Annotated in this window: 18 protein-coding genes; 3 read left to right on the top strand and 15 right to left on the bottom strand. The window is 44.4% G+C overall.

Features of this window, described 5'->3' with window-relative positions; translation table 11 throughout:
- Window positions 1-309 precede the first annotated feature (309 nt).
- Window positions 310-948: a Crp/Fnr family transcriptional regulator gene (locus tag Q0135_RS08430; RefSeq protein ID WP_005871915.1), complete on the top strand. Its 639-nt coding sequence runs from the start codon at window positions 310-312 to the stop codon at window positions 946-948.
- Between the two features lie 280 nt (window positions 949-1,228).
- On the opposite strand, the gene Q0135_RS08425 is transcribed toward Q0135_RS08430, so the two are convergent.
- Genes Q0135_RS08425 through Q0135_RS08375 form a run of 11 tightly spaced genes read right to left on the bottom strand, consistent with a single transcriptional unit; the run spans window position 1,229 to window position 11,630 of the window.
- Window positions 1,229-2,092 (bottom strand): formate/nitrite transporter family protein, encoded by an 864-nt coding sequence (locus Q0135_RS08425; RefSeq protein ID WP_005871911.1) that lies wholly within the window; start codon window positions 2,090-2,092, stop codon window positions 1,229-1,231.
- Window positions 2,093-2,545: a hydrogenase 3 maturation endopeptidase HyCI gene (locus tag Q0135_RS08420; protein ID WP_291936428.1), complete on the bottom strand. Its 453-nt coding sequence runs from the start codon at window positions 2,543-2,545 to the stop codon at window positions 2,093-2,095. It lies immediately after the preceding gene.
- Complete coding sequence (locus Q0135_RS08415) at window positions 2,545-2,889, bottom strand: formate hydrogenlyase maturation HycH family protein (protein WP_005871907.1); 345 nt, start codon at window positions 2,887-2,889, stop codon at window positions 2,545-2,547. The genes Q0135_RS08420 and Q0135_RS08415 overlap by 1 nt, the downstream gene beginning before the upstream one ends.
- Window positions 2,886-3,710, bottom strand: a complete 825-nt coding sequence (locus tag Q0135_RS08410; RefSeq protein ID WP_177386901.1) for an NADH-quinone oxidoreductase subunit B family protein — start codon at window positions 3,708-3,710, stop codon at window positions 2,886-2,888. Before Q0135_RS08410 ends, Q0135_RS08415 begins: the two co-directional genes overlap by 4 nt.
- Window positions 3,707-4,246, bottom strand: coding sequence for a formate hydrogenlyase complex iron-sulfur subunit (locus Q0135_RS08405; protein WP_177386902.1), 540 nt, complete (start codon window positions 4,244-4,246; stop codon window positions 3,707-3,709). Before Q0135_RS08405 ends, Q0135_RS08410 begins: the two co-directional genes overlap by 4 nt.
- Window positions 4,243-5,979, bottom strand: a complete 1,737-nt coding sequence (locus Q0135_RS08400) for an NADH-quinone oxidoreductase subunit C (protein WP_005871901.1) — start codon at window positions 5,977-5,979, stop codon at window positions 4,243-4,245. Before Q0135_RS08400 ends, Q0135_RS08405 begins: the two co-directional genes overlap by 4 nt.
- A gap of 2 nt (window positions 5,980-5,981) precedes the next feature.
- Window positions 5,982-7,463 carry a hydrogenase 4 subunit F gene (locus Q0135_RS08395; RefSeq protein ID WP_297989776.1) on the bottom strand — a complete coding sequence of 494 codons (1,482 nt, stop codon included), beginning with the start codon at window positions 7,461-7,463 and terminating at the stop codon, window positions 5,982-5,984.
- Between the two features lie 2 nt (window positions 7,464-7,465).
- On the bottom strand, window positions 7,466-8,110 hold the full coding sequence (hyfE, locus tag Q0135_RS08390) for a hydrogenase 4 membrane subunit (RefSeq protein ID WP_297916762.1): 645 nt from the start codon (window positions 8,108-8,110) through the stop codon (window positions 7,466-7,468).
- Between the two features lies 1 nt (window position 8,111).
- Window positions 8,112-9,050 (bottom strand): NADH-quinone oxidoreductase subunit H, encoded by a 939-nt coding sequence (locus Q0135_RS08385; RefSeq protein WP_291936444.1) that lies wholly within the window; start codon window positions 9,048-9,050, stop codon window positions 8,112-8,114.
- 10 nt (window positions 9,051-9,060) lie between these two features.
- Entirely contained in the window at window positions 9,061-11,034 is a 1,974-nt protein-coding gene (locus Q0135_RS08380; protein ID WP_297989775.1) for a proton-conducting transporter membrane subunit, read from the bottom strand.
- The gene (locus tag Q0135_RS08375) at window positions 11,031-11,630 is read right to left on the bottom strand and encodes a 4Fe-4S dicluster domain-containing protein (RefSeq protein WP_005871891.1); all 600 of its coding nucleotides are present in this window, start codon (window positions 11,628-11,630) and stop codon (window positions 11,031-11,033) included. Before Q0135_RS08375 ends, Q0135_RS08380 begins: the two co-directional genes overlap by 4 nt.
- A 394-nt stretch (window positions 11,631-12,024) precedes the next feature.
- Between Q0135_RS08375 and Q0135_RS08370 the strand changes: the two genes are divergently transcribed.
- A complete protein-coding gene (locus Q0135_RS08370) occupies window positions 12,025-14,292 on the top strand; it encodes a molybdopterin-dependent oxidoreductase (protein ID WP_297989774.1) in 2,268 nt (755 codons plus the stop codon).
- A gap of 966 nt (window positions 14,293-15,258) precedes the next feature.
- Here Q0135_RS08370 and Q0135_RS08365 read toward each other — a convergent pair.
- The 4 genes from Q0135_RS08365 to Q0135_RS08350 all read right to left on the bottom strand — a co-directional run bounded on the left by Q0135_RS08365 (window position 15,259) and on the right by Q0135_RS08350 (window position 19,200).
- Window positions 15,259-16,437 carry a TRAP transporter substrate-binding protein gene (locus Q0135_RS08365; RefSeq protein WP_297989772.1) on the bottom strand — a complete coding sequence of 393 codons (1,179 nt, stop codon included), beginning with the start codon at window positions 16,435-16,437 and terminating at the stop codon, window positions 15,259-15,261.
- A gap of 1,068 nt (window positions 16,438-17,505) precedes the next feature.
- Entirely contained in the window at window positions 17,506-17,748 is a 243-nt protein-coding gene (locus Q0135_RS08360; RefSeq protein WP_297989771.1) for a hypothetical protein, read from the bottom strand.
- On the bottom strand, window positions 17,738-18,790 hold the full coding sequence (locus Q0135_RS08355) for a 3'-to-5' oligoribonuclease B (RefSeq protein WP_297989769.1): 1,053 nt from the start codon (window positions 18,788-18,790) through the stop codon (window positions 17,738-17,740). The genes Q0135_RS08360 and Q0135_RS08355 overlap by 11 nt, the downstream gene beginning before the upstream one ends.
- On the bottom strand, window positions 18,787-19,200 hold the full coding sequence (locus Q0135_RS08350; protein WP_297989768.1) for an Rrf2 family transcriptional regulator: 414 nt from the start codon (window positions 19,198-19,200) through the stop codon (window positions 18,787-18,789). The genes Q0135_RS08355 and Q0135_RS08350 overlap by 4 nt, the downstream gene beginning before the upstream one ends.
- Window positions 19,201-19,304: 104 nt before the next feature.
- On the opposite strand from Q0135_RS08350, the gene rpsO reads away from it, so the two are divergent.
- Entirely contained in the window at window positions 19,305-19,577 is a 273-nt protein-coding gene (rpsO, locus tag Q0135_RS08345) for a 30S ribosomal protein S15 (protein WP_297989767.1), read from the top strand.
- Window positions 19,578-19,861 lie beyond the last annotated feature (284 nt).

Genomic DNA, 19,861 nt, shown 5'->3' with positions numbered 1-19,861 from the left:
TTTTTAATATGCATTATTATATCCTTGCTAAATAAAATTTCAATAAAATGATATGAATTTTTATTTAGAGACAGAATTTTAAATTCACGCCGCGGGCTTTGGCTATAATATTGCCGCGTAAAGCTCAATAAATTTTTGAAATTTTACGCGATGCAAAGCGCGGGCGAAATTTAGAATTTTAATAGCTATAAAATTTATTAGCTCCGGCGACCCAGATGCACAGCCATAGCCCTAATGGTAAATTTAATCCGCGCAGCTTTATCTTTGTCTAAATATTTCATTGTATAATTCTTAGCTTTTGGAGGTTATATGGAAAAATCGCGGCTGGGACTACTGCAAACCGAGGCTATCGCCACGCTTAGCGACGAGGAGCTTGCAATGTTCGAGCACCAAGTCATCAAAAAAGGCTATGTTTTTTACAGCGAGGCGCCTAAAGTTTTTATTTTTAAAAGCGGGCAGGCGAAGCTTTCGTTTTTTGAAGACGGCGAGGAATTCATCATCAACTACCTAAACAAGGACAATATTACCATTCTTAATGAAATTTGCGCGCTTGAGTTTTTAGAAGACAGCGAGATTTACACGATCGATGCGAGCGGGCTCGGAGAGATCTTGGCAAATCGCAGCTTTTGCGAGGCGTATATAAAAATTTTAACTGAGATAATCCTACTGCAGCGCAAAATCACGCGTTCCATACTTTTTGAAAATGCAAAAGGGCGCATCGCGAGCTTTTTGATCGAGCTTGCAAACGAGCAGAATTTTCATCAAAATGGCTACAAATACGTCTTTTTGCCCTTTTCGCTAAAGGTGCTTTCATCCTTCGTAGGGCTCAAGCGTCAAAGCGCGAGTACCGCGTTTAACGAGCTTGTAAAAGATAACGTAATTCAAAAAATCAGCCAGCACGAGTTTTTGATCCTAGACTACGACAGATTGCTTAGTTACTGTGTTTAGCGCGGACTAGAGTTTTTAAAGCATTTATGCGGCTTACGTTACGGCTTAAGCGCGAAATTTTGTCTAAAGTTACGGCGCAGGATTTTACCTAGATTTACAGCGTAAAATTTTTATCAAGAGCTTGGTTTTAGAATTTCATCCCGAATTTCGTTAGGATTTCGTCTAAAATTTTGGATCAAATGAAATTTTATGCATCGGAATTTTTAAAATTTAAGAAACTAAAAATGCGCGGCAAAGTGCCGCGCCATATTTTGTTTATATCGTGCTGAAGCGCGATAGATTAGTCTTTCTTTTTCATATCGTATTTATTGACCATAAATCCGACCAAGCCTACGAAAAATAGACCGCCGCAGATGTTACCTAGCGTAACTGGGATCATATTTTTAACGATGAAATTTCCCCAGTTTATTGAATCTATTTGAGCTGCCGTTACACCGTGAAGCGAGCTTGCAAGAGCATTTACATCGCCACCAGCAGCCGCAAGGTAGTGGCCTTTAGCGATGATACCTTCGGTTAAGATAAACATATTTGCCACGCAGTGTTCCATCGAGCAAGCTACGAATGCGCCGATCATCCACATAATTGCAAAGAATTTACCTGATAGATTACTCTCGCTGGTCGCAGTCCAGATAGACATACATACAAACACGTTACAAAAAATTCCGCGGATGAATAGCTCATGAAAAGGTGCGTTTATTTTGCCTGCTGCTGCAGGAATGAAGTGCTGCAAGATGTAGCCGTCATATTTAAGCGGAAGTCCTGAGTAATAATACATATACGCGATTAACGCGCCACCTACAAAGTTAAAGCACCAAACGATAGCCCAATAGCCGATAGTTTTACCTAGCGGTAATTTGCCATCGGCGGCAGGTACGCCCGTTAAAACCGAGCTGGTAAATAGATGCCCACCGTAAAAAACCACCATCATCAGACCGCAGCTAAAGGTAATACCACCGATGAAATTCGATAAGCCAATAGATTGCTTTTCAGCCATTCCGACGGTCGAGTGAGCCCAGAAAATATCGCCCATAGCGATTGCAGCGCCCGCCATTATAGCTAGAAAAATTATGCTAATTAGCGGGGTATGCGCCTTGTGTTGCATCGAACTAGATACCGCTTGCGCGGTTTCTGCAGGATTTAACATTTACTCCTCCTCATTTAAATTTGAATCAATTTCTAAGATACGCTCATAAGCTTTTTGCGCGCTTTTTTTTGCGCTCTCGCTTAGCCCTTCTTTAAAATCAAGGACGTTATCGAGCAGCACGCTTATGCCCAAAAACAACGTCTTTGGGCAAATTTTGCGCAGATAGCTTAGAAGCACCGGCGTAGGCAGGTTATGCGTCGAGTAGATATAGTCGCGATCATTGCTGAGGTCGAAAAATTCTATCTTATCCTCATCAAAGCCGCTCATCGCATCTACTACGATTAGAATTTCAGGGGCAAATTCCCTAAGGGCTGCAAATTCGTTTTCGGGCACATCCTGCCCATAAAAAACGCGCCAATCTTTTAAGTTTGCCTCGACTATTCGCCCCGTTTCATTGCCCACGTCGTCGTCGCCGCGAAGGGGATTGCCGATACAAAGCAACGCCTTTCGCATCAAAAATCCTTCCTTAGCACGAAATATCCTTCGCGCATATTTTTTAGCAGATCTTTAAGCTCACATTCGCAAAGCTGAGGGATTAGCTTAGCTGCGTGCTCGGCAAAAATTTCAATCTCGAAATACTTGCTTAAGTTACCGATCTTAAATTTAACGTAGTCGCCCGAGTTCTCGATGATGCGTTTAAATTCTTCATCGTCTATCTCAAGTACCTTTTCGCTAAAATCTATCGTACCTACGCCGTGACCGACGCAGGTGGAAAAAACCTTGATATCCTTTAGTTCTTTGGGTAAATTTTCGTTTTCGTCCATATGCCGCTTTGTAAGCTTAAAAACCTCAATCATCGTTTGCTCCAGACCTCTTTTTGCGGATCGATCTTAAATTCTTCCGTAGCGCGGGCGTATTTTAGATATACGTCATTGTGCAATAGTGCCATGCACTCCGCGTATCTAGGATCCTCTTCGGTATGGATAGCGTTAAGTAGAGCCTCGCGAGAAGCTTTTGGATCGTGAACGTCAGATGAGGTTTTGATCGCATCCATATATTTTGCGAATAAAACTCTTCCGAAAATATAGCTCATCAGCCTCTTAGCTTCAGCTTGCAGATCGCGCTCGAATAAAATATCGCCGATAACTGAACTCTTAACCGGTGGCGGAAGAGTGCTATCTTGCTCGTAGCTCTTCTTTTGAAGCTTTTGATCGATGATGCCAAGCGCCATGCCAAGACCATAGATGATGCTAGCAGGATGTGGAGGGCAACCGGGGATATAAACATCTACCGGTACAATCTTATCGATACCACTCCATACGCTATATGCGTCATGAAAAATTCCACCAGTACTTCCGCAGGCTCCAAGAGCTACTACGATCTTTGGATCAGGTGCAGCCTCATAAGCGCGAAGCAGCGGATAATACATCTGGCGGGTAACCGGACCGGTGCAGACTAAGATATCTGCGTGGCGAGGGTTAGCTACAAGTTTAAATCCGAAGCGCTCCGGATCCCACATCGGCGTGATAGAAGCAAAAATTTCGATTTCACAGCCGTTGCAACTTCCGCAGTCGATACGATAAACGCTGAAGCTTCGTTTGATATTTTTCAAAAGCTCCAATTTTGCGGTTAGATCGTTTGCGTTTTTAATATTTTCGGGGACTTGATACAAACTCATTTTATTGCCTCCTCTATACCTTTGGTCACTCTTTCGACCGCTTGAGCTTTTTTGCATTCAGGACAGATATAGAGGTACTTTTTAGCTTCTTCTAATCTGCCTGGGAGCAAATTTGCAGTACTTAACTTTTCTAGCGTGTAATTGATGAGCCTTTTTGGGGTCATCGGCTTGCCGCAGCAGCTGCATTTCTCCATCTCAAGCTCGCCGTGTTGGATAAGCGCGCTTTTATCAAATTTTACCGCTAGCTCAAAGCTATTGCCTAGCCTTACCGCTCCCGTAGGGCATACCTCGTCGCAGCGACCACAAAATATGCAGCGTCCGCAATCAAATTCCCAAATTAGTTTGGTTTGGGCTTCATTCATCTTAAGCTCAATCGCATTAGATGGGCAGGCGATTCCGCACGCAGCACAGCCTATGCAAAGCTCATAGGTGTATTCAGGCTGCCCGCGAAAATTCTCGGGCACGATGTATGGCTCAAACGGATAAGCATAGGTCGCCTTACCATATTTTTCGGTAATGTCGAATAATTTCATCATCTTAAATCCTTTTTGCTAACCTTGCCGTCTTGGCAAAATTTCTTAAGGTCTTTTTCGGTTAGAATTTTACTCTTTCCGCTATTAATATCGACTAAAGTTACGCGCTCGGTGCATGAGTAGCACGGATCCATCGAGCATACGATTAGCGCCGCATCGGAGATGTTATTTCCGCGGAATTGAAATCGCAAGCTCGGCCAGTTGTTATACGTAGCGGCGCGACATCTCCAGCGGTAAACCTTCTGTGCGTTTCCTTGCATGATCCAGTGGACGTTTTCGCCTCGCGGCGCTTCGTCGTGACCTAAAGCGTAGTTTTCCGGTCTGATCATAGTCTGTGGATCGATCATTATCGGAGTTTGCGGCATTTGATGTAAGCACTGCCTGATGATGTGGATCGATTGTTTGAGCTCTTTATATCTTACGACTTCGCGGCTGAATACATCGCCACCGTGCTCTACGGCTACTTCGAATTCTATCTTGTTGAAGAAATCATAAGGGTGATCGTAGCGGTTGTCGCGTTTAAAACCGGAAGCTCTCATATTCGGACCTACCGGGCTGAAATCGCGCGCTACTTTGCGATCTAATACGCCCACGCCCTTCCAGCGACCGATTTGGCGTTTATCCTCCATAACGGCGTCCCAAATTTCAGAAATTTGAACATCAAGTTTATTGATGATCTCGATGCTCTTGCGGATTTCGTTATCGGTCATATCGCGGCGAAGTCCGCCCATAATTACATTGCCGTAGGTCTTGCGGCCGCCGGTTACGAGCTGAGCTAACTCCATAGAGTATTCGCGCACCCTAAAGATATGCATGAAGGCGTTGTAGTTACCCGTTACCTCGCAGGCTAGACCGATATTTAAAAGATGGCTGTGAAGGCGCTCGATCTCAAGGCAGATGACGCGGATAGCTTGCGCACGAAGCGGAATTTCAAGCTTGATGGCTTTCTCTGCTGCTTCAATACACGCAATCGCGTGAGCGTAGCCGCAAATTCCGCAGACGCGCTCTGCTAAATAGCCCATCTGATCGTAATTCATTCGGTTTTCAGCTAGCTTCTCCATACCGCGGTGTTGATAAAACAAGCGGTAGTCTGCATCGATAATCTCATCGCCGTCGCAAAATAGTCTAAAGTGTCCCGGCTCATCGCTCGTTACGTGAAGAGGTCCAAGTGGAACATCTACTACGCCATCACCGCTAGGAAATAAAAACTCTGCATTAGGTTCGTCTTTATGATCTACAGGATCGGGCCTATAGCGATAGTCCATTGCGTCTTTGCGAAGCGGATGAAGCCCATCCGGCCAATCGTCGCTTAACACCAAACGACGTTTATCAGGCAAGCCCTCAGCGATTAAACCGAACATATCGAAGGCTTCTCTTTCGTACCATACGCAAGCAGGCACTAAAGGAGTAACCGACGGGAACGTAGGATCAGATCCGGGAATTAGCGTCCTAACGGTGATGAAGCATTTATCCTCTGCGGCAAAATCCTCCGCTTCGGTCATCTTGCCACCTTCCATAGATATCGCATAGTAAAGTGCGAAATTTCCGTTTAGCTCGCGCTCATCGTTAGGGATCATCGTGCTGATAAAACCGCCGATGTCATAATATAGCGTCTTAACCGCAAGCGGCAGATCATTTCTATCCACTAAAACGGTGATTTGATCCTCGGCTTGGCGGGTAACTTCTAAGACCTTGACTTTGGTCTTTAAAATTTCTATAAATTTATCGCCTCTCATTTTTAACCTCTCATCATTATTCTAACGCCGTTTTCGACGAGCATCCAAAAATCACCTACGTGCCATACGCCGAAAATTATCACTAAAGCGCAAAGCAAGATTAGCGGTAAATTTTCAAACAAGCTCATCTCTTTAGCATAAACCACTTCACCTTTAGGCGTACCGAAGCTCGCTAGATTAAAGTGTGCGAAGTCCGCAATGAAAATAATTACGAGCGCGATCGCAAATAACGCTACGGCTATGTATTGACCGCTGGCTATCGCGCCTTTGAAAACGTTAAATTCGCTTACAAAGATCGCAAACGCAGGAACGCCTACGAGCGAGCAAACCGCAGCACCAAACATTATCGTAGTAAGCGGAGCGATTTTTACCATACCGCCCATTCTAGTCATATCTTTGTGACCGTAAATTCTAGCGATATTACCGGTAGAGCAGAATGCAAGAGCCTTAGTAAAGCTATGAGCTAAGCAGTGAAAGATCGCGGCAAGCAAGCCGAAATATCCGCCGATACCTAGCGCAAATGCAATAACACCCATATGAACGACCGAGTGGTAAGCAAACATCCTTTTCACGTCGTGCTGACGAACGAGGAAAATTCCTGCTATAAATAGCGTGATCGTGCCCGAGATCAGCATCACGTGCTTAACGAAGTCTGGCCCTACCGCTTCGGCGGTTACCGCGTAATATCTAAATATCGCTAGCATCGCACATTTTAAAAGCACACCCGAAAGTAGCGCCGAAATCGGAGCCGGACCTTCTGCGTGAACATCAGGAAGCCAAGTGTGAGTAGGAGCAAGTCCTGCTTTGGTTCCAAAGCCTATTAGAGCGAATATAAAGATAAGCTTAGCGGCATCTTTGTTTAAGCCTTTGGCGTGATCCATAATGCTAGTCCAAAGCATCGAAGCCTCGCCGTCGCCCGTGATTTTGAATGTAGCCGCATATAGTAAAACGGTAGCATAAAGCGCGAATGCTAAGCCGATCGAGCAGATAACGATATATTTGTAACCGCTCTCGGTAGATTTTTTATCTTTATGAATAGCGACCAAAAATACCGATGCTAACGTAGTAGCCTCTACCGCAGCCCACATAAACGCAACGTTGTTACAGATCACGCTAAGCGTCATCGTAAAAACGAAAACGTGGCAGAGCGCATAGTATTTTCTAAGATCGCTAAGATCCAGATGGCCGCCCTGTATCTCCCATTTCATATAGGTGGTGGAGTATAAATTTACCAAAAAGCCCGTTACGGCGATTAGCACTAAAAATACGCAACCTAGGCTATCTAGGAATAGGAATTTATCGTATGCGTAAAAAGCCTCAAAGTTGCCGCTGATAAGCTTGCCTACGTTACAGAGTAGTCCTGCGGATGTAACCCCAGAAATCAAAACGTGTAGCGAGCTTAGGAGCTTGAAATTCTTAGGGCATAAGAATAATATCAGCGCTCCGAGCAACGGAAAAATTAATATAAAAGCTAAACTATTCATCATTAACCCCTTAAATTCGAAGCTTTAGACGTATCAAGCCCGTCATAAGCTTTGTAAAATCTAACCGCCAAAATGCTCATAATAATAACCGCAAAGATTGCATCGGTTAAAATTCCAAGCTCGACTAGCTCGTGAGAGTTGTAAGCCATAAGTGCAAGGCTTAGGTGGATGCCGTTTTCAAAGAGGCAGTAGGCTAGAATTTGCTTGATGAAAGAATTTCTTAGCATGAAGCCGAAAATTCCCATCATAAATACGGTTACCGCCGCTATTAGAACGATTCTTTCTTGAATAAGAGAGAATTTAAGCAAGATCGGATTGATTGTCATCGCAATCGCTAGCGAAAATCCCATCGCAATAACGGGGCTTACGAAAAAGCCGCCTACCGGCTCATCCTCGCTGATCACATCCAGCTTTTTAACTAGCCAAAATAAAATTCCTGGCACGAAAATAACCTTCGTAAAAAACGCCACTATCGCCCAAATTCTAAGCTGCGGCGCATTGAAGTTAGAATACAGCATAAAAAATATGCTTACCAAAAGTAGCGTCTGAATCGCGTAAATTCCGATCGAAAGCTTTAAATTTCTAAGTCCGAATACCGCGAGTGACGTTACGATCATACAAATTGCTAAAATATCGATACTATTCATCTTAAAATCCTACTACGTAAAGCGTTAATGCCGCAAAAGCAATGGCAAGAGCGCCGCATGAAATTTTGCGCATGCTCGAAGTCATTCTGAAGCGTGGTCCAAAGTTGTCGATGAAAACGGCTGCTACGTAAAATACGCCAGTTTTTAGCACAAAGATTATGATCGCCAAAAACGGATTGCTAAAATTCCACGGCTCAAATATCGTTAGGAATAATCCGATCATCGCAAATTGCTTCAAAATAAGCGCCGCTTGCACTAAGCCGAGATCGCTACCTGCATATTCGCCCAAAAGTCCTTCTTGAAGCTCTTGCTCGGCTTCGGCAAGATCAAATGGTTTTCTGCCGGTCTCGACATACATACACCATAAAAACGCAATCGAAGCGACAGCAAAGCTTGGAATTTGATAGCCGATCTGACCGCTGCGTACCATCCCCTGAATCTCAACTAAATTTGAAGTTCCCGCAGCCATCATTACTACGATTAGGCACATCATCATCACAGGTTCGACAAAAACGGCAAGCATCTGCTCGCGTCCGCCGCCGGTTGCGGCAAACGGGTTACCGCTATCTATCGAAGCCGCACCGAATACGAAGCGCAAAAGCGCGCCTAGATATAGGATAACGAAAATATCCGAATATGCTCCGAAAATTTTATCGGTGGTTGGATCGCTGTATGTAATAGGAATAGCCGCCAAAATCGCTGCCGAAGTAGCGAAAAGGAAAAACGGCGCCCACCTAAATACCCAGTGGCTGCACGCAGGAACGGTTCTGCCGCGCTTAAAAAGCTTAATAATATCGCGGTAAGTCTGGAAAAAATCGCTTCCTTGTTTCGACTGAAGTTTGGCTCGAAGTTTTCTAGCCATACCGTCGAAGAGTGGAGCGACTAGGACGATAACCGCGACTTGAAATATCATTAAAAATATAGTTTGTATAGTCTGCATCTTAAACCTCCTAGATCAAGAAATATCCGACGCCCAGTATCGCGCAAAGATAGATTAGGATGTAAAGCGTATATAAATTTGCATAGCCGCTTTGAATAATTCCTATCTTATCGGCGATCTTCTTACTCCAATCGATTACCGGTTGATAAATCATCGTCCACCAAATGTCTTGTGGGTGGTTGTGATACTCGATCGGTCCGAAGTAGCCGTTTTGCTCTATTCTGCGTTTATGACCTCTAAATAACCAGTCCATAATCTTTCTTAAATCGCCGGTAAAAGGACCGCCGGTCATCTGCATGCGAGGGCTATATTTAAAACCGCATGCCCAAGGATCTGTCTCACGAGGTTTGTCGCGATTTGCTTTCATAACCGCTAGGATGATAAACGGAAGCAACATTGTAGAACACAAAATCACTGCAATAAGAGGAGTTGAAACGATACTTCCCAAAGGTGAAGTGATTGACGAAGCGCCTAGGCTTGCAACATACCCGCTATTGGAAGTGATAGAATTTACCGCCTGCATGATGTAATCGACTATGAAGTGTGCGCCTACACCAAATCCCACGCAGCCTATCATCAAAATGATCATTCCTAAAACCATTCCAAGAGGACTTTCTTTTGCATTTTCCCAAATTTTTTCATCTCTTGGGGTTCCTGCAAAGATTACCGCATATAGTTTTAAGTGCATACCGACTAAAACGCCCGTAAGCGCAAGTGCGACTACTGCTAGCGAGAAAGCGTATCTAATGAAAATTCCGCTTTCCTTAGCGCCTTGAAGCATTCCTTGATAGGTAAACCACTCTGAAACGAAGCCGTTTACCGGAGGAAGTGCTGCAATACCCATGATGCCGATAAACATACCGACTGCAGTTAGAGGCATTTTTTTAGCTAGCCCTCCTAGCACGTCCATATTTTGCGTATGAGTAGCGTGGATTACAGAGCCTGCACATAAGAATAGCAAGCCTTTGAATATCGCGTGATTTACTACGTGATAGCAGCCTGCTAAAAATCCAACTGCGGCTAGTGTTACATTGCCTGCTGCGACGCCGTAAATTCCAGTGCCAAGACCCAGCAAGATAATGCCGATATTTTCAACCGAGTGATACGCAAGAAGCGCTTTAAAGTCGTGCTGGCACAACGCGTATAAAACGCCAAAAAGCGAGCTAGCTGCTCCTAGGATCAAAACTGCAAGTCCAAAATAGATGCTTAGTGGCAAAAATAGCGTAAATTTAACAAGCGTAAAGAGCGCTACTTTAATCATGACGCCACTCATCAGTGCAGAGACATTCGATGGAGCCGCAGGGTGAGCTTGCGGTAGCCAGACGTGAAAAGGCCACATTCCCGCTTTTGAGCCGAAGCCGACCAAAAACAAGATGAATGCTGCTACAGAAGCGCCCATCGGCATATTTACTTTTCCCCACTCCGCAAATTCGAAGCTTCCTGCGTAGTTTGCAATGATAAGTAATCCACAGGTGATACAAAATGCACCGATCTGCGCTATGCCTAGATATACCATAACGGCTTTGAGCGTGCCTTTGCCATCGTTTACTATGATTAGAAATGACGAGATTAGCGTCATAAGCTCCCATAAAACAGCGAAGCAAAATACATTATCCGCACTGATGACTAAAAGCATAGATAAGATGAAGGTATTAAATAAACATGCAAAAACGCCGATATTTGCCTTTCCGATATATTCCTCAGCATAGCTCATGCCATAAACGCTGCTTGCAAAGCCTATGAAAACGACTACGAAACTGAAGAAATTTCCAAGCGGGCTTAAAGCAAATTTTGGCGCATATAAGAAAGTGCCGCCCAAAACGAAGCTATCGCTTACGCCCATATTGGCTACGAAATGACACATCGCATAAAAACAGCTGATAGCACCTAATCCAAATCCTACCTTAACGGCAGTTTTTGGAGCGCAGTATAAAAGGATACTAATTACTGCACTGACGATAAATAAAGTATAGACGCTTATCATTTTGCGCCTCCTTCTTTTTTGGCGACGCAACTGATTTCGCCGTTTAACACGTCTTTTGCAAAAGCATTAGCCGCATCGTAGTCTATCGCAAAGCCCAATTTATGCTTACCTTCTTTAGGATCTATCATAATGATAGCGCTAGTTGGGCAAACCTCGACGCATGCAGGACCGTTCTCGCGTCCGTTGCATAGATCGCATTTGATGGCGGTGCTTTTGGCGCCCGCTTGGCTTTCGATCTCGAGATAATACTTCGGCTCGACCGCATAATTTACTGACGGCATAAGCTCGGCATTCGAGCTGATCGCGCCATAAGGACAGGCGAGCGTACACATCTTACATCCGATGCAAATTTCTTCGTGTAATTCGATATAGTTATTATCGAAGCGAAGCGCACCGGTAGGGCAGACATTTGCGCATGGTCCGTCATCGCACTGCCTGCACTGCGTAGGCATAACGCCGTAAGCCTGTCTAAGCACGGTAAGTCGCGATTTAGCAAGCTTGCCGCGCTCGTAGGCACTTGAGTAACAGGCCGCCATGCACGTCGTGCAACCGATACATCGTTTGTAATCGCAGATTACAAATTTATGTTGTTTCATACCTTTCTCCTTGACTTAAGGAATTTTAAAAATTTTTTACTAAAAATTTTGGTGTAATTATATTTAAGTCCGTAAAAAAATTCCGTCATTTATCTGACGATATTTGGAATTTATTTGATAAATTTGCTTTCAAAGCTTAAATTTAAAAACTAATTTCTTTTTTAAACCGGTTCGTTGATTATTTGCTTTAAATGTCTAGTATATCAGTATTAAAGTATATTTTAAAATTTAAATTACTACTTAAATTACCCCAATTTACTCCTAATTATAATTGAAAAAATTCTTTTAGCTTAAGGCAAAATTTCAATTTTATTTTAGGTAAGAATTTATATAATTGTGCCGAAATTGCATATATGGTAATTTTGCATGTTTAGTATTTTCGAAAGGAGAAAATATGGCGAATAAAGGCAAGGTCATATGCCCTTATTGTGGCACAGGCTGTCAAATCGAGCTGACTGCGGAAGACAACTATATCAAATCCGCAACCGGCGTAAGCGACAACCCCGTAAATCAGGGATGTTTGTGTTTGAAAGGATACTACGGCTGGAACTACGTAGGCTCTAGAGATAGGCTTACTACTCCGCTAATTCGTAAAAAGAATGGCAAATTTAGTAAAGACGGCGATTTGGTCGAGGCTAGCTGGGACGAAGCGCTTGATCTGGTTGCTAAAAAGATGCTCGAAGTTAAAGAAAAATACGGCGCCGACGCGATAGCCGGAAACTATTCCGCACGCTGTACGCATGAGGATAACTACGTAGCGCAGAAGCTACTTAGAATTTTAGGCACGAATAATATCGATCACTGCGCGCGCATTTGACACGCTCCGACTGTGGCAGGTCTTGCCAAAACAATCGGTAACGGAGCAGCTACAAATAGCTTCACGGAGATCGGAACTCACAGTAACTGCATTATGATGATCGGCTCAAACCCGGAAAATGGTCACCCGATCGTAGCTATGCACGTTCAAAGAGCGCTAAATAGAGGCGCCAAACTCATCGTCATTGACCCAGTTAAGACGGAATTTGCAAATCGCGCAGATATCCACCTCCAGCTTGAGCCGGAGCACAATATCCCGGTTATAAACGCTTTAATCCATGCTATTATCGACGAGAATTTGGTAAATCAAGAATTCGTTGAGAAATACACCAAGGGTTTTGAATATGTAAAAGAGGCGGTTAAGGATTATTCGCCTGAGGCCGTAGCTAAATACACAAGGTTAAACGCTGAAGATATTAGAAAAGCGGCTAGAATTTACGCTACTACGCGACCTGCGGTTATCACGCACGGCATGGGCGTAACTCACTTCAACCACGGCGTGGGCGCGGTCTGCGACATTTCAAATTTAATGCTCGTAACGGGCAACGTAGGCGAGCTTGGAAGCGGCGATCTACCGATCCGCGGACAAGAAAACGTCCAAGGTTGCTGCGATATGGGAATGCTTCCTAACGTATTTACCGGCTATAAAGCCGTAACCGACGAGAGTGCCCGTGATTGGTTTGAGCGCCAGTGGAATTTGCCGAAAGGTCATCTAAATGGCAAGATCGGCATTCATAAAACCGAAGTGCCTGACGCAATTCTTGATGGTAGGGTAAAATTCTTCTGGACGATGGGTGAAAACCCGGTTATGACCGATCCGAACGCAAACCACTTCTTGCGCGCGATTTCGCAGGTAGAGATGTATGTGATCCAAGATATTTTCTTAACCGAGACGAGCCGCAAAGCAGATGTTGTGCTTCCTGGAGCTTGCAGCGGCGAGAAGGAGGGTACTTATGCTAACGCCGAGCGCCGCGTACAGCATAGCGAAATTGTAGTTGCCCCTCCGGGACAAGCTAGACAAGACTGGGCTATCATCTGCGAGCTTGCCAGACGCCTAGGACTAGGGGATTATTTCACATTTCAATCTCCAGAGCAGATTTGGGAAGAGGTGCGCAGGGTAGCTCCGCACAACTACGGCGGAATGAGCTATTACCGCATCAAAAAATACCACGGACTTCACTGGCCGTGCCCTGATGAGAATTCTATGGGCGGACCTGCATTGTACCTTGATAAAAAATTCTTTACCCCGGACGGTAAAGGAAATTTCGTCCCAGTTCTATTTGTGGATGATAAGAGCAAGATTGAAAGCGCCAAAGAGGAATTCGCAAAGCGTATGAATATGCCGAAAGATTATCCTGTAATGGCGGGCTCCGTGGACGAGAAGACCGACGAGGAGTTCCCGATCCAGCTTCTAACTACGCGTAAGGTTTACGAGTATGCAGGAGGCGCGATGACTAGGCGCTCTAAGACCGTAGAGCAGGGCGGAGACGCGATAGGAGCGATTGCGGAAATGAATCCGAAACTCGCCGAGCGATACGGAATTTCACAGGGCGATTTCATCGTCGCGTGGAGCCGCTACGGCTATATCGCGATCAAGGCGGACATCACCGAGTGTATAATGGATGGTATCATTCAGATGTCTTATCACTACTGGGAGAGCTGCTGCAACGAGCTAACGAGCGGCGGCTGGGATCTAATCGCCAAAACTCCTACGTTTAAGGCGGCGATTCAGATTAAAAAGATCGACGAAGAGGAATTTTTGCGTATCCGCGAGCTTAAGCGCATTAAGTTCCAGACCAACAAGGTCGTTTACGACGACTTCCACCACCATCCGATTAAATTCTAAGAATTTAATCTTATCCGTAGATTCGGGGGCTATGCTTCCGAATCTACTTTTTAACAATCAATTCAAATAATATGAAATTTTTAGCGATCTAGCCGTCTTGCGATATTTTAAAGATCAAAAATTTCAAGAATTCAATAAATTTCGCGGTATTAATACGCTTTTTTGCGTAGTTGCACTATCGATAAGAGGGCATAGAAATTTATCTGCTATTGCGTTAATAGATGTGGCGGCAGAGACCGGGCATTCGTGATTTATCAAATCCTAATAAATGTAGTCTCTATAAGAGCGGCGCAATGGAGTAAATTTTAAAGATAAGCATGATAATAAGGCTATTTTATCGCGACAAATCTTGCCAAATTACATTATTGATTAAATTTAACGCGCGCAGGCTTATTTTATGTAAATTAGCCTATATTGCCAAGAAATGCCATAATTTTAATAACGCAAATGCAATTTTTGTGATTTTAATAGATGAATGCAAAAGACCCATAGGCTTTTTAAAGCGCTAGACACGGCTTTTAATCTTAATAGTCGCAAATGCCGGTTTATAGCATAGTTGGAGTAGTTTCGCGCTCCGTCCGAAATCCATAAATTTTGATTTTAAAATTTTAGATTTAAAATTCCGAATTCCGTCGTGCTTGGAATTCAGAATTTTTATAATTTTATTTTATCGCGTGTTTTTCTATTTCACGCGGGAGTCGCTCGCTGCACTAGATAGATCGCGCTACTTGCGATGTTAAAGCTATTACGCCAAAGCTTCTGCCTGCTTGCGGATGAGATTTATGAACTGGGCTCTGATATTGAAGCTATTGTGCTAAAGCTGCTGCGGCAGAATTCCATTTACTTTATGCAAAAATAGTTAAAATTTCTGCCGCTTGTCGCTCCTGAGCTACTTATTGTGCCAGATCTGTTCGTCGCACCTTATTTTTATCGCTCGCAGCGCCCGCTGTTTTACTTTGTCGCACCTCAATTTTTGCCATCCGTCGCGTTAGAATCGCTCGCAGCGCCGTGATTTTCGCTGCTTGCAGAATCTGAGTTTGTCGTACCGCTAGAGCCTACGGAGATTGGATTTGCTGCACTTTCGCCTGCGATGCCGCTTACGTTATTTATGTAGGCTACGGTGCTTATTTTATTCCATTCTCTGCCGATTTTCAAAAACGCGCGCTGGCTGTCTAGGATCTCTTTAAACATCGGATCTTTCGCCGCTTCCTCGTCTAAGATTTCATTCGTTGCTTTTTTAAGCGCGGCTATCACGTCTGCAGGGAAGTCACGCACCTGTACGTCCGGAAACTGCGCTTTTAGCTCCGCCCAAATGCGAGCGTTTTCATAAAAGCCCTTATTTTGGAAATTCTCTCCGGCAAGTCTTGCTGCAGCCTCTAAGATCGCTTGAAGATCCGCAGGCAGCTTCTCTAGCGCCTTTTGATTTACCAGCAGTTGGCAGTCTCCCATAGGCTCTTGCCAGCCTGTGTAGTAGTATTTAGCCACTTTGTGAAATCCAAGTGGCATATCATAGACAGGGCTTACCCACTCGACCGCGTCGATTGTGCCCATCTCTAACGCCATAAATAGCTCGCCCGTAGGCACCGTGTTTATAGTGGCACCTAGCTTGCTCATCACCTCTCCGCCTAGCCCCGGTATGCGGAATTTAAGCCCTTGCAGATCTGCGACCGAGTTGATCTCTTTTTTAAACCAGCCGCCCATTTGCATGCCGGTAGATCCCATCAAAAAGGTCTTCATGCCATATTGCGCGAACATCTTATCATTAAGCTCTCGCCCACCACCATAGTAATACCACGCGTGCTGCTCATCAGTAGTCATACCGAAAGGCACCGCCGTCCAGAGCATAGTTTTGGCGTCTTTGCCTTTATAATAATAAAGCGAAGTATATCCTAGATCGTATTGACCGCTTTTAACGAAGTCGAATATGCCAAAGCTTGCCTTGTGCTTGCTCGGCGTATCGATGCGGATCTGAAGCCTACCACCACTAAGGCTTTCGGCATAGTTTTTAAAATCCTCGGCGGCAACGCCCAAAACGGGCGTAGTCGCCTCCCATGTACTAGCAAGTCTTAGGCGATAGACCTTATCGTCACCGAAAAGCTGCGAGCCTAAAAGCATGAGACATGCAAACAAAAAAATCTTTTTCATTCATATCCTTTCATAAAGTTTTAAATTCATAAAATTTCAAAATTTAGCGCGACGTCTGCTTAAAATTTAATCGCGTCCTGCGTTACTGCTACGGAATTCTGCTTCGCAGTGTCTATTTTATCGACACGTTGCTTTGCTATTTTATTTTACGACGCTTTATCTTACTTAGCACCTTGCTTTGCAGACGTCTTATTTTGCGTCATTTTACTTCTTAGCGCCCCGCCTAAGCTTTTTATTTTACGGTGCCTGGCTTTGCGACGATAGAGTGCCGCGTTCGTTTAATTTCGCTACGTTCGGATGTTACCACACCTGCACCATATCTAGCGATAATATTTTATCAAGCGCGCTTGCTTAAAAGCCTCTGGCGCGGATCTTTTTCGCTTAGAAATGACAAAAATATCTTAAAATGCCATCTCTGCGCTTTTGCAGATAAAATTCTCTCTTCCTTTCAAAGCGAGCTTTGTCATTATCAGCAAGCTTAGACGCTACGCCATTTCTTTGATCTTAGACGGCAGAATCGTGCTTTTAAATTTAAAATTCCACGATCTGCGCACTCTTTGTACCGCATCGGCAAGCGGAGAGTGCGCCTTTATATTTAAATTTTGCGCCTTAGTTGAGCGCAAAATTCCGCGCGGAGTTTTGATGCAAATTCCTCGCGAAACCTAGATTAGAATTTTACGCAGAGCCACCCCGCGCTGTCTAAAATTTTTTGCAAAATTCCGTGCCGCAAAATACACTTAAAATTTTAAATTTGCTATTGTGCGGAATTACTTAGCGTAAATTATAAGCCTTGAAATTTTGCTCTTGTTTGACAGCATAAAATTTTAAAACAAAATTCTGTAGCCGCCATGCCTTAAAATTTTATTCGCAAAGCTTGTTTGCTAAATTTGAAAATTTTGAGCCTAAACCCGCAAAATTCCGTATTTTGCGTTTTGAAATTCTATTTCGCAAAATTTTATCTCGCGGATTTCTTGCTTTATAAATTTCTGCGCTAAATGAAATTTTACTCCGCATAGTTTGCGCTTCGTAAAATTCTAGCTCGCAAAATTTTGCTTAAAATTTCGCGAGCTAGCCCTTATTTTCGAATAGCTCCGCGTGTTTGCCGCGCAAAAACTCGACCACGGCGATTACCTCATCCGCGCCGCTAGCGTCCGAGCTTTCAAGCACTGTGTCGATGTTTTCGATATACAGCTGCGCTGCATCAGCGAGCCGATCGCGCTTCACGCCAGCATAAAGCAGCATCGCGTCAAGCAGGATGTTGATCTCGTAGATGAGGTCCTGCTCGGCGATTTTTTCGTCATTATTTTTCATCTTCTTCCTTTAAAATTTGAGTTTTTTTCTCGATTAGATCCACGATTTGCGCCTTTACGGCTTCGTACGAGCTCGCGTCTTTAAAGCCTGCAAACATCCCGCCGCTCGCGTTTACGTGTCCGCCGCCGCCGAGGAGCAGCTTTGCCATTTCGCTAACGTCGGTTTTGCCGTCGGCGCGGAAGCTGAGCGTTTTTTTGCTCGTTACGTCGATGAAAAAATCGACATCGGGGTTTTGCGTCAAAAAGTCGTTGCCGATGACGCTTACGTTGCCGATATTGTAGGTCAAAATGCCCTTTTTATCGAGATAGCTGATCTCGAAGCGCTGCTTTTGCACGCTTAGGCGATCGACTACGAAATGCGAGACGAGATTGCTTAGCGTATCGTCGCGCTCGCTTTTAAAAAATTCTTTCTTTATGCCGTGCAGCGCGCTATCTAGCGCGATGTGAGCGTCCGGCTCGTCTTGAAATTTAAAAATTTTTTCTAACAGGAAAAATATATAATCTCTGCTCTCCCGCTCAAACATGATCTTATTGATCTCTTTCGCGCCCGAGACCATGCCGAGGCAGACTTTGCCGAGCTCAAACTCGCTCTCGTCTTTCAGCCAGATATCCACGGCGTTTACGACGCGCACGAGTTTATCCAGCCGCGGCGAGCCGCCGAACATCGCGCTGAAAAAATCATAGGTGATCTTCGTGGCGCAGCGCGAAGAGTCCAAAAAATACCACGGGAATTTCTTCGCGCACTCAAGCCCGCTTTGATGATGATCCAAAAGGATCATGCGAGCGTTGCGACGTGCCAGCTCGCCGCTAAATTTCTCGCATTGCGCGGGCAGTAAATTTAAATCGGTGATTAAAACCAGGCTTTTCTCGTCTGCGTTTACGGCGAGTCGCTCGTCGATACGAGCGAGGATGAGATCAAATTTTTCGTTTATCTCCTTGCCGTAGTTGGCGTTGAAAAATTCTACGTCCGTCAAATAGTGCGCCGCGACGAACTGCGCGCCGTAGCCGTCCAGATCGGTATGGCTTAGGTGATATATTTTCATTTACGTTCTTTGCCGATGATGTCTGCTAGCGTGATCGTATCCATATACTCATCGACTTTATCTTGAAGCTCGCCAAACATTAGATTGACGCGGCACAGCGTGCGGCCGTTTGGGCAGGCGTCGATCCCCTCGGCGGTGCAGTCAAACACCGTCGCCTTGCGTCTTTCGGCGCTTTTGATGATCTCGCTTAGCGTGATCTCATCCGCATTGCGCGCGAGCACAAAGCCGCCCTTAGCGCCTTTGAAGGAATTCAAAAGTTTCGCGCGAGCTAAATTTTGTAAAATTTTAGCCAAAAAGCTGCGTGAAATTCCAAGCTCGCTAGAGATCGAATCGACATCCATCGACTCCTCCTTGCCCGCGATGCAGATCATTGAAAGCAGGGCGTATTCGCTTGCTTTTGTAAAAAGCATTTATTTTCTCCTTTGGTGTCAAAGCGTGCATTTTACACAAAGAAAGCAAAAATTTAGGTTAATTAAGTATAATCGCTTCCTATTTTACCGATCAGGAGGTCATCATGGCTTTAGACACGGCTCAAAAAGCACAGATAGTTGCGAAATTCGCTAGAAGAGAGAAAGATACAGGTTCTGCGGAGGTGCAAATTGCGCTTCTTACCGAGAGGATCACGCTTTTGACCTCTCATTTGCAAGCAAATCCGAAAGATTTTTCATCTCGCTTAGGACTGCTAAAGCTAGTAGGTCAGCGCAAAAGAATGATGAAATATCTTAAAAACAAAGACTACGCAGTTTACTCCAAGCTCGTTAGCGAGTTAAATTTAAGAGATAAATAAGCTCCTTTGCTCGCGGCGGCGTTTATTTTGTCCGTCGCGATTATACATGGCGTCCGCCAAACGGCGGACGCTTTTTTTATGCCTGAAATTTAGACAGCCACACTTTTTCAATCTTTGAATTTTTTGAGAATTTTGTAAAATTTATGAATTCTGCTTGGATTATGAAATTTTAAAATTCCATAGAAATTTTGAAATTTTGCCGAATTCCAATAATTTGCGTAGTTCACATCCGCGACGGAATTTTGAAATTACGAGCGGCGATAAATTTTATCTGCGCCGTCTTG

The sequence above is a fragment of the uncultured Campylobacter sp. genome, from assembly GCF_937981295.1.
GTDB lineage: Bacteria > Campylobacterota > Campylobacteria > Campylobacterales > Campylobacteraceae > Campylobacter_B.
The sequence above is the reverse complement of the archived record's forward strand: the minus strand, read 5'-3'. Positions and strand labels throughout refer to the sequence as shown.

Bases quoted from the DNA above. Each gene is read 5' to 3' on its own strand.
- Q0135_RS08395 (WP_297989776.1), bottom strand. From the start codon at position 7,463: ATGAATAGTTTAGCTTTTATATTAATTTTTCCGTTGCTCGGAGCGCTG.
- Q0135_RS08420 (WP_291936428.1), bottom strand. From the start codon at position 2,545: ATGCGAAAGGCGTTGCTTTGTATCGGCAATCCCCTTCGCGGCGACGAC.
- Q0135_RS08415 (WP_005871907.1), bottom strand. From the start codon at position 2,889: ATGATTGAGGTTTTTAAGCTTACAAAGCGGCATATGGACGAAAACGAA.
- Q0135_RS08380 (WP_297989775.1), bottom strand. From the start codon at position 11,034: ATGATAAGCGTCTATACTTTATTTATCGTCAGTGCAGTAATTAGTATC.
- Q0135_RS08375 (WP_005871891.1), bottom strand. From the start codon at position 11,630: ATGAAACAACATAAATTTGTAATCTGCGATTACAAACGATGTATCGGT.
- Q0135_RS08355 (WP_297989769.1), bottom strand. From the start codon at position 18,790: ATGAAAATATATCACCTAAGCCATACCGATCTGGACGGCTACGGCGCG.
- Q0135_RS08410 (WP_177386901.1), bottom strand. From the start codon at position 3,710: ATGAGTTTGTATCAAGTCCCCGAAAATATTAAAAACGCAAACGATCTA.
- Q0135_RS08430 (WP_005871915.1), top strand. From the start codon at position 310: ATGGAAAAATCGCGGCTGGGACTACTGCAAACCGAGGCTATCGCCACG.
- Q0135_RS08400 (WP_005871901.1), bottom strand. From the start codon at position 5,979: ATGAGAGGCGATAAATTTATAGAAATTTTAAAGACCAAAGTCAAGGTC.
- Q0135_RS08425 (WP_005871911.1), bottom strand. From the start codon at position 2,092: ATGTTAAATCCTGCAGAAACCGCGCAAGCGGTATCTAGTTCGATGCAA.
- Q0135_RS08385 (WP_291936444.1), bottom strand. From the start codon at position 9,050: ATGCAGACTATACAAACTATATTTTTAATGATATTTCAAGTCGCGGTT.
- Q0135_RS08365 (WP_297989772.1), bottom strand. From the start codon at position 16,437: ATGAAAAAGATTTTTTTGTTTGCATGTCTCATGCTTTTAGGCTCGCAG.
- hyfE (WP_297916762.1), bottom strand. From the start codon at position 8,110: ATGAATAGTATCGATATTTTAGCAATTTGTATGATCGTAACGTCACTC.
- Q0135_RS08350 (WP_297989768.1), bottom strand. From the start codon at position 19,200: ATGCTTTTTACAAAAGCAAGCGAATACGCCCTGCTTTCAATGATCTGC.
- rpsO (WP_297989767.1), top strand. From the start codon at position 19,305: ATGGCTTTAGACACGGCTCAAAAAGCACAGATAGTTGCGAAATTCGCT.
- Q0135_RS08360 (WP_297989771.1), bottom strand. From the start codon at position 17,748: ATGAAAAATAATGACGAAAAAATCGCCGAGCAGGACCTCATCTACGAG.
- Q0135_RS08405 (WP_177386902.1), bottom strand. From the start codon at position 4,246: ATGATGAAATTATTCGACATTACCGAAAAATATGGTAAGGCGACCTAT.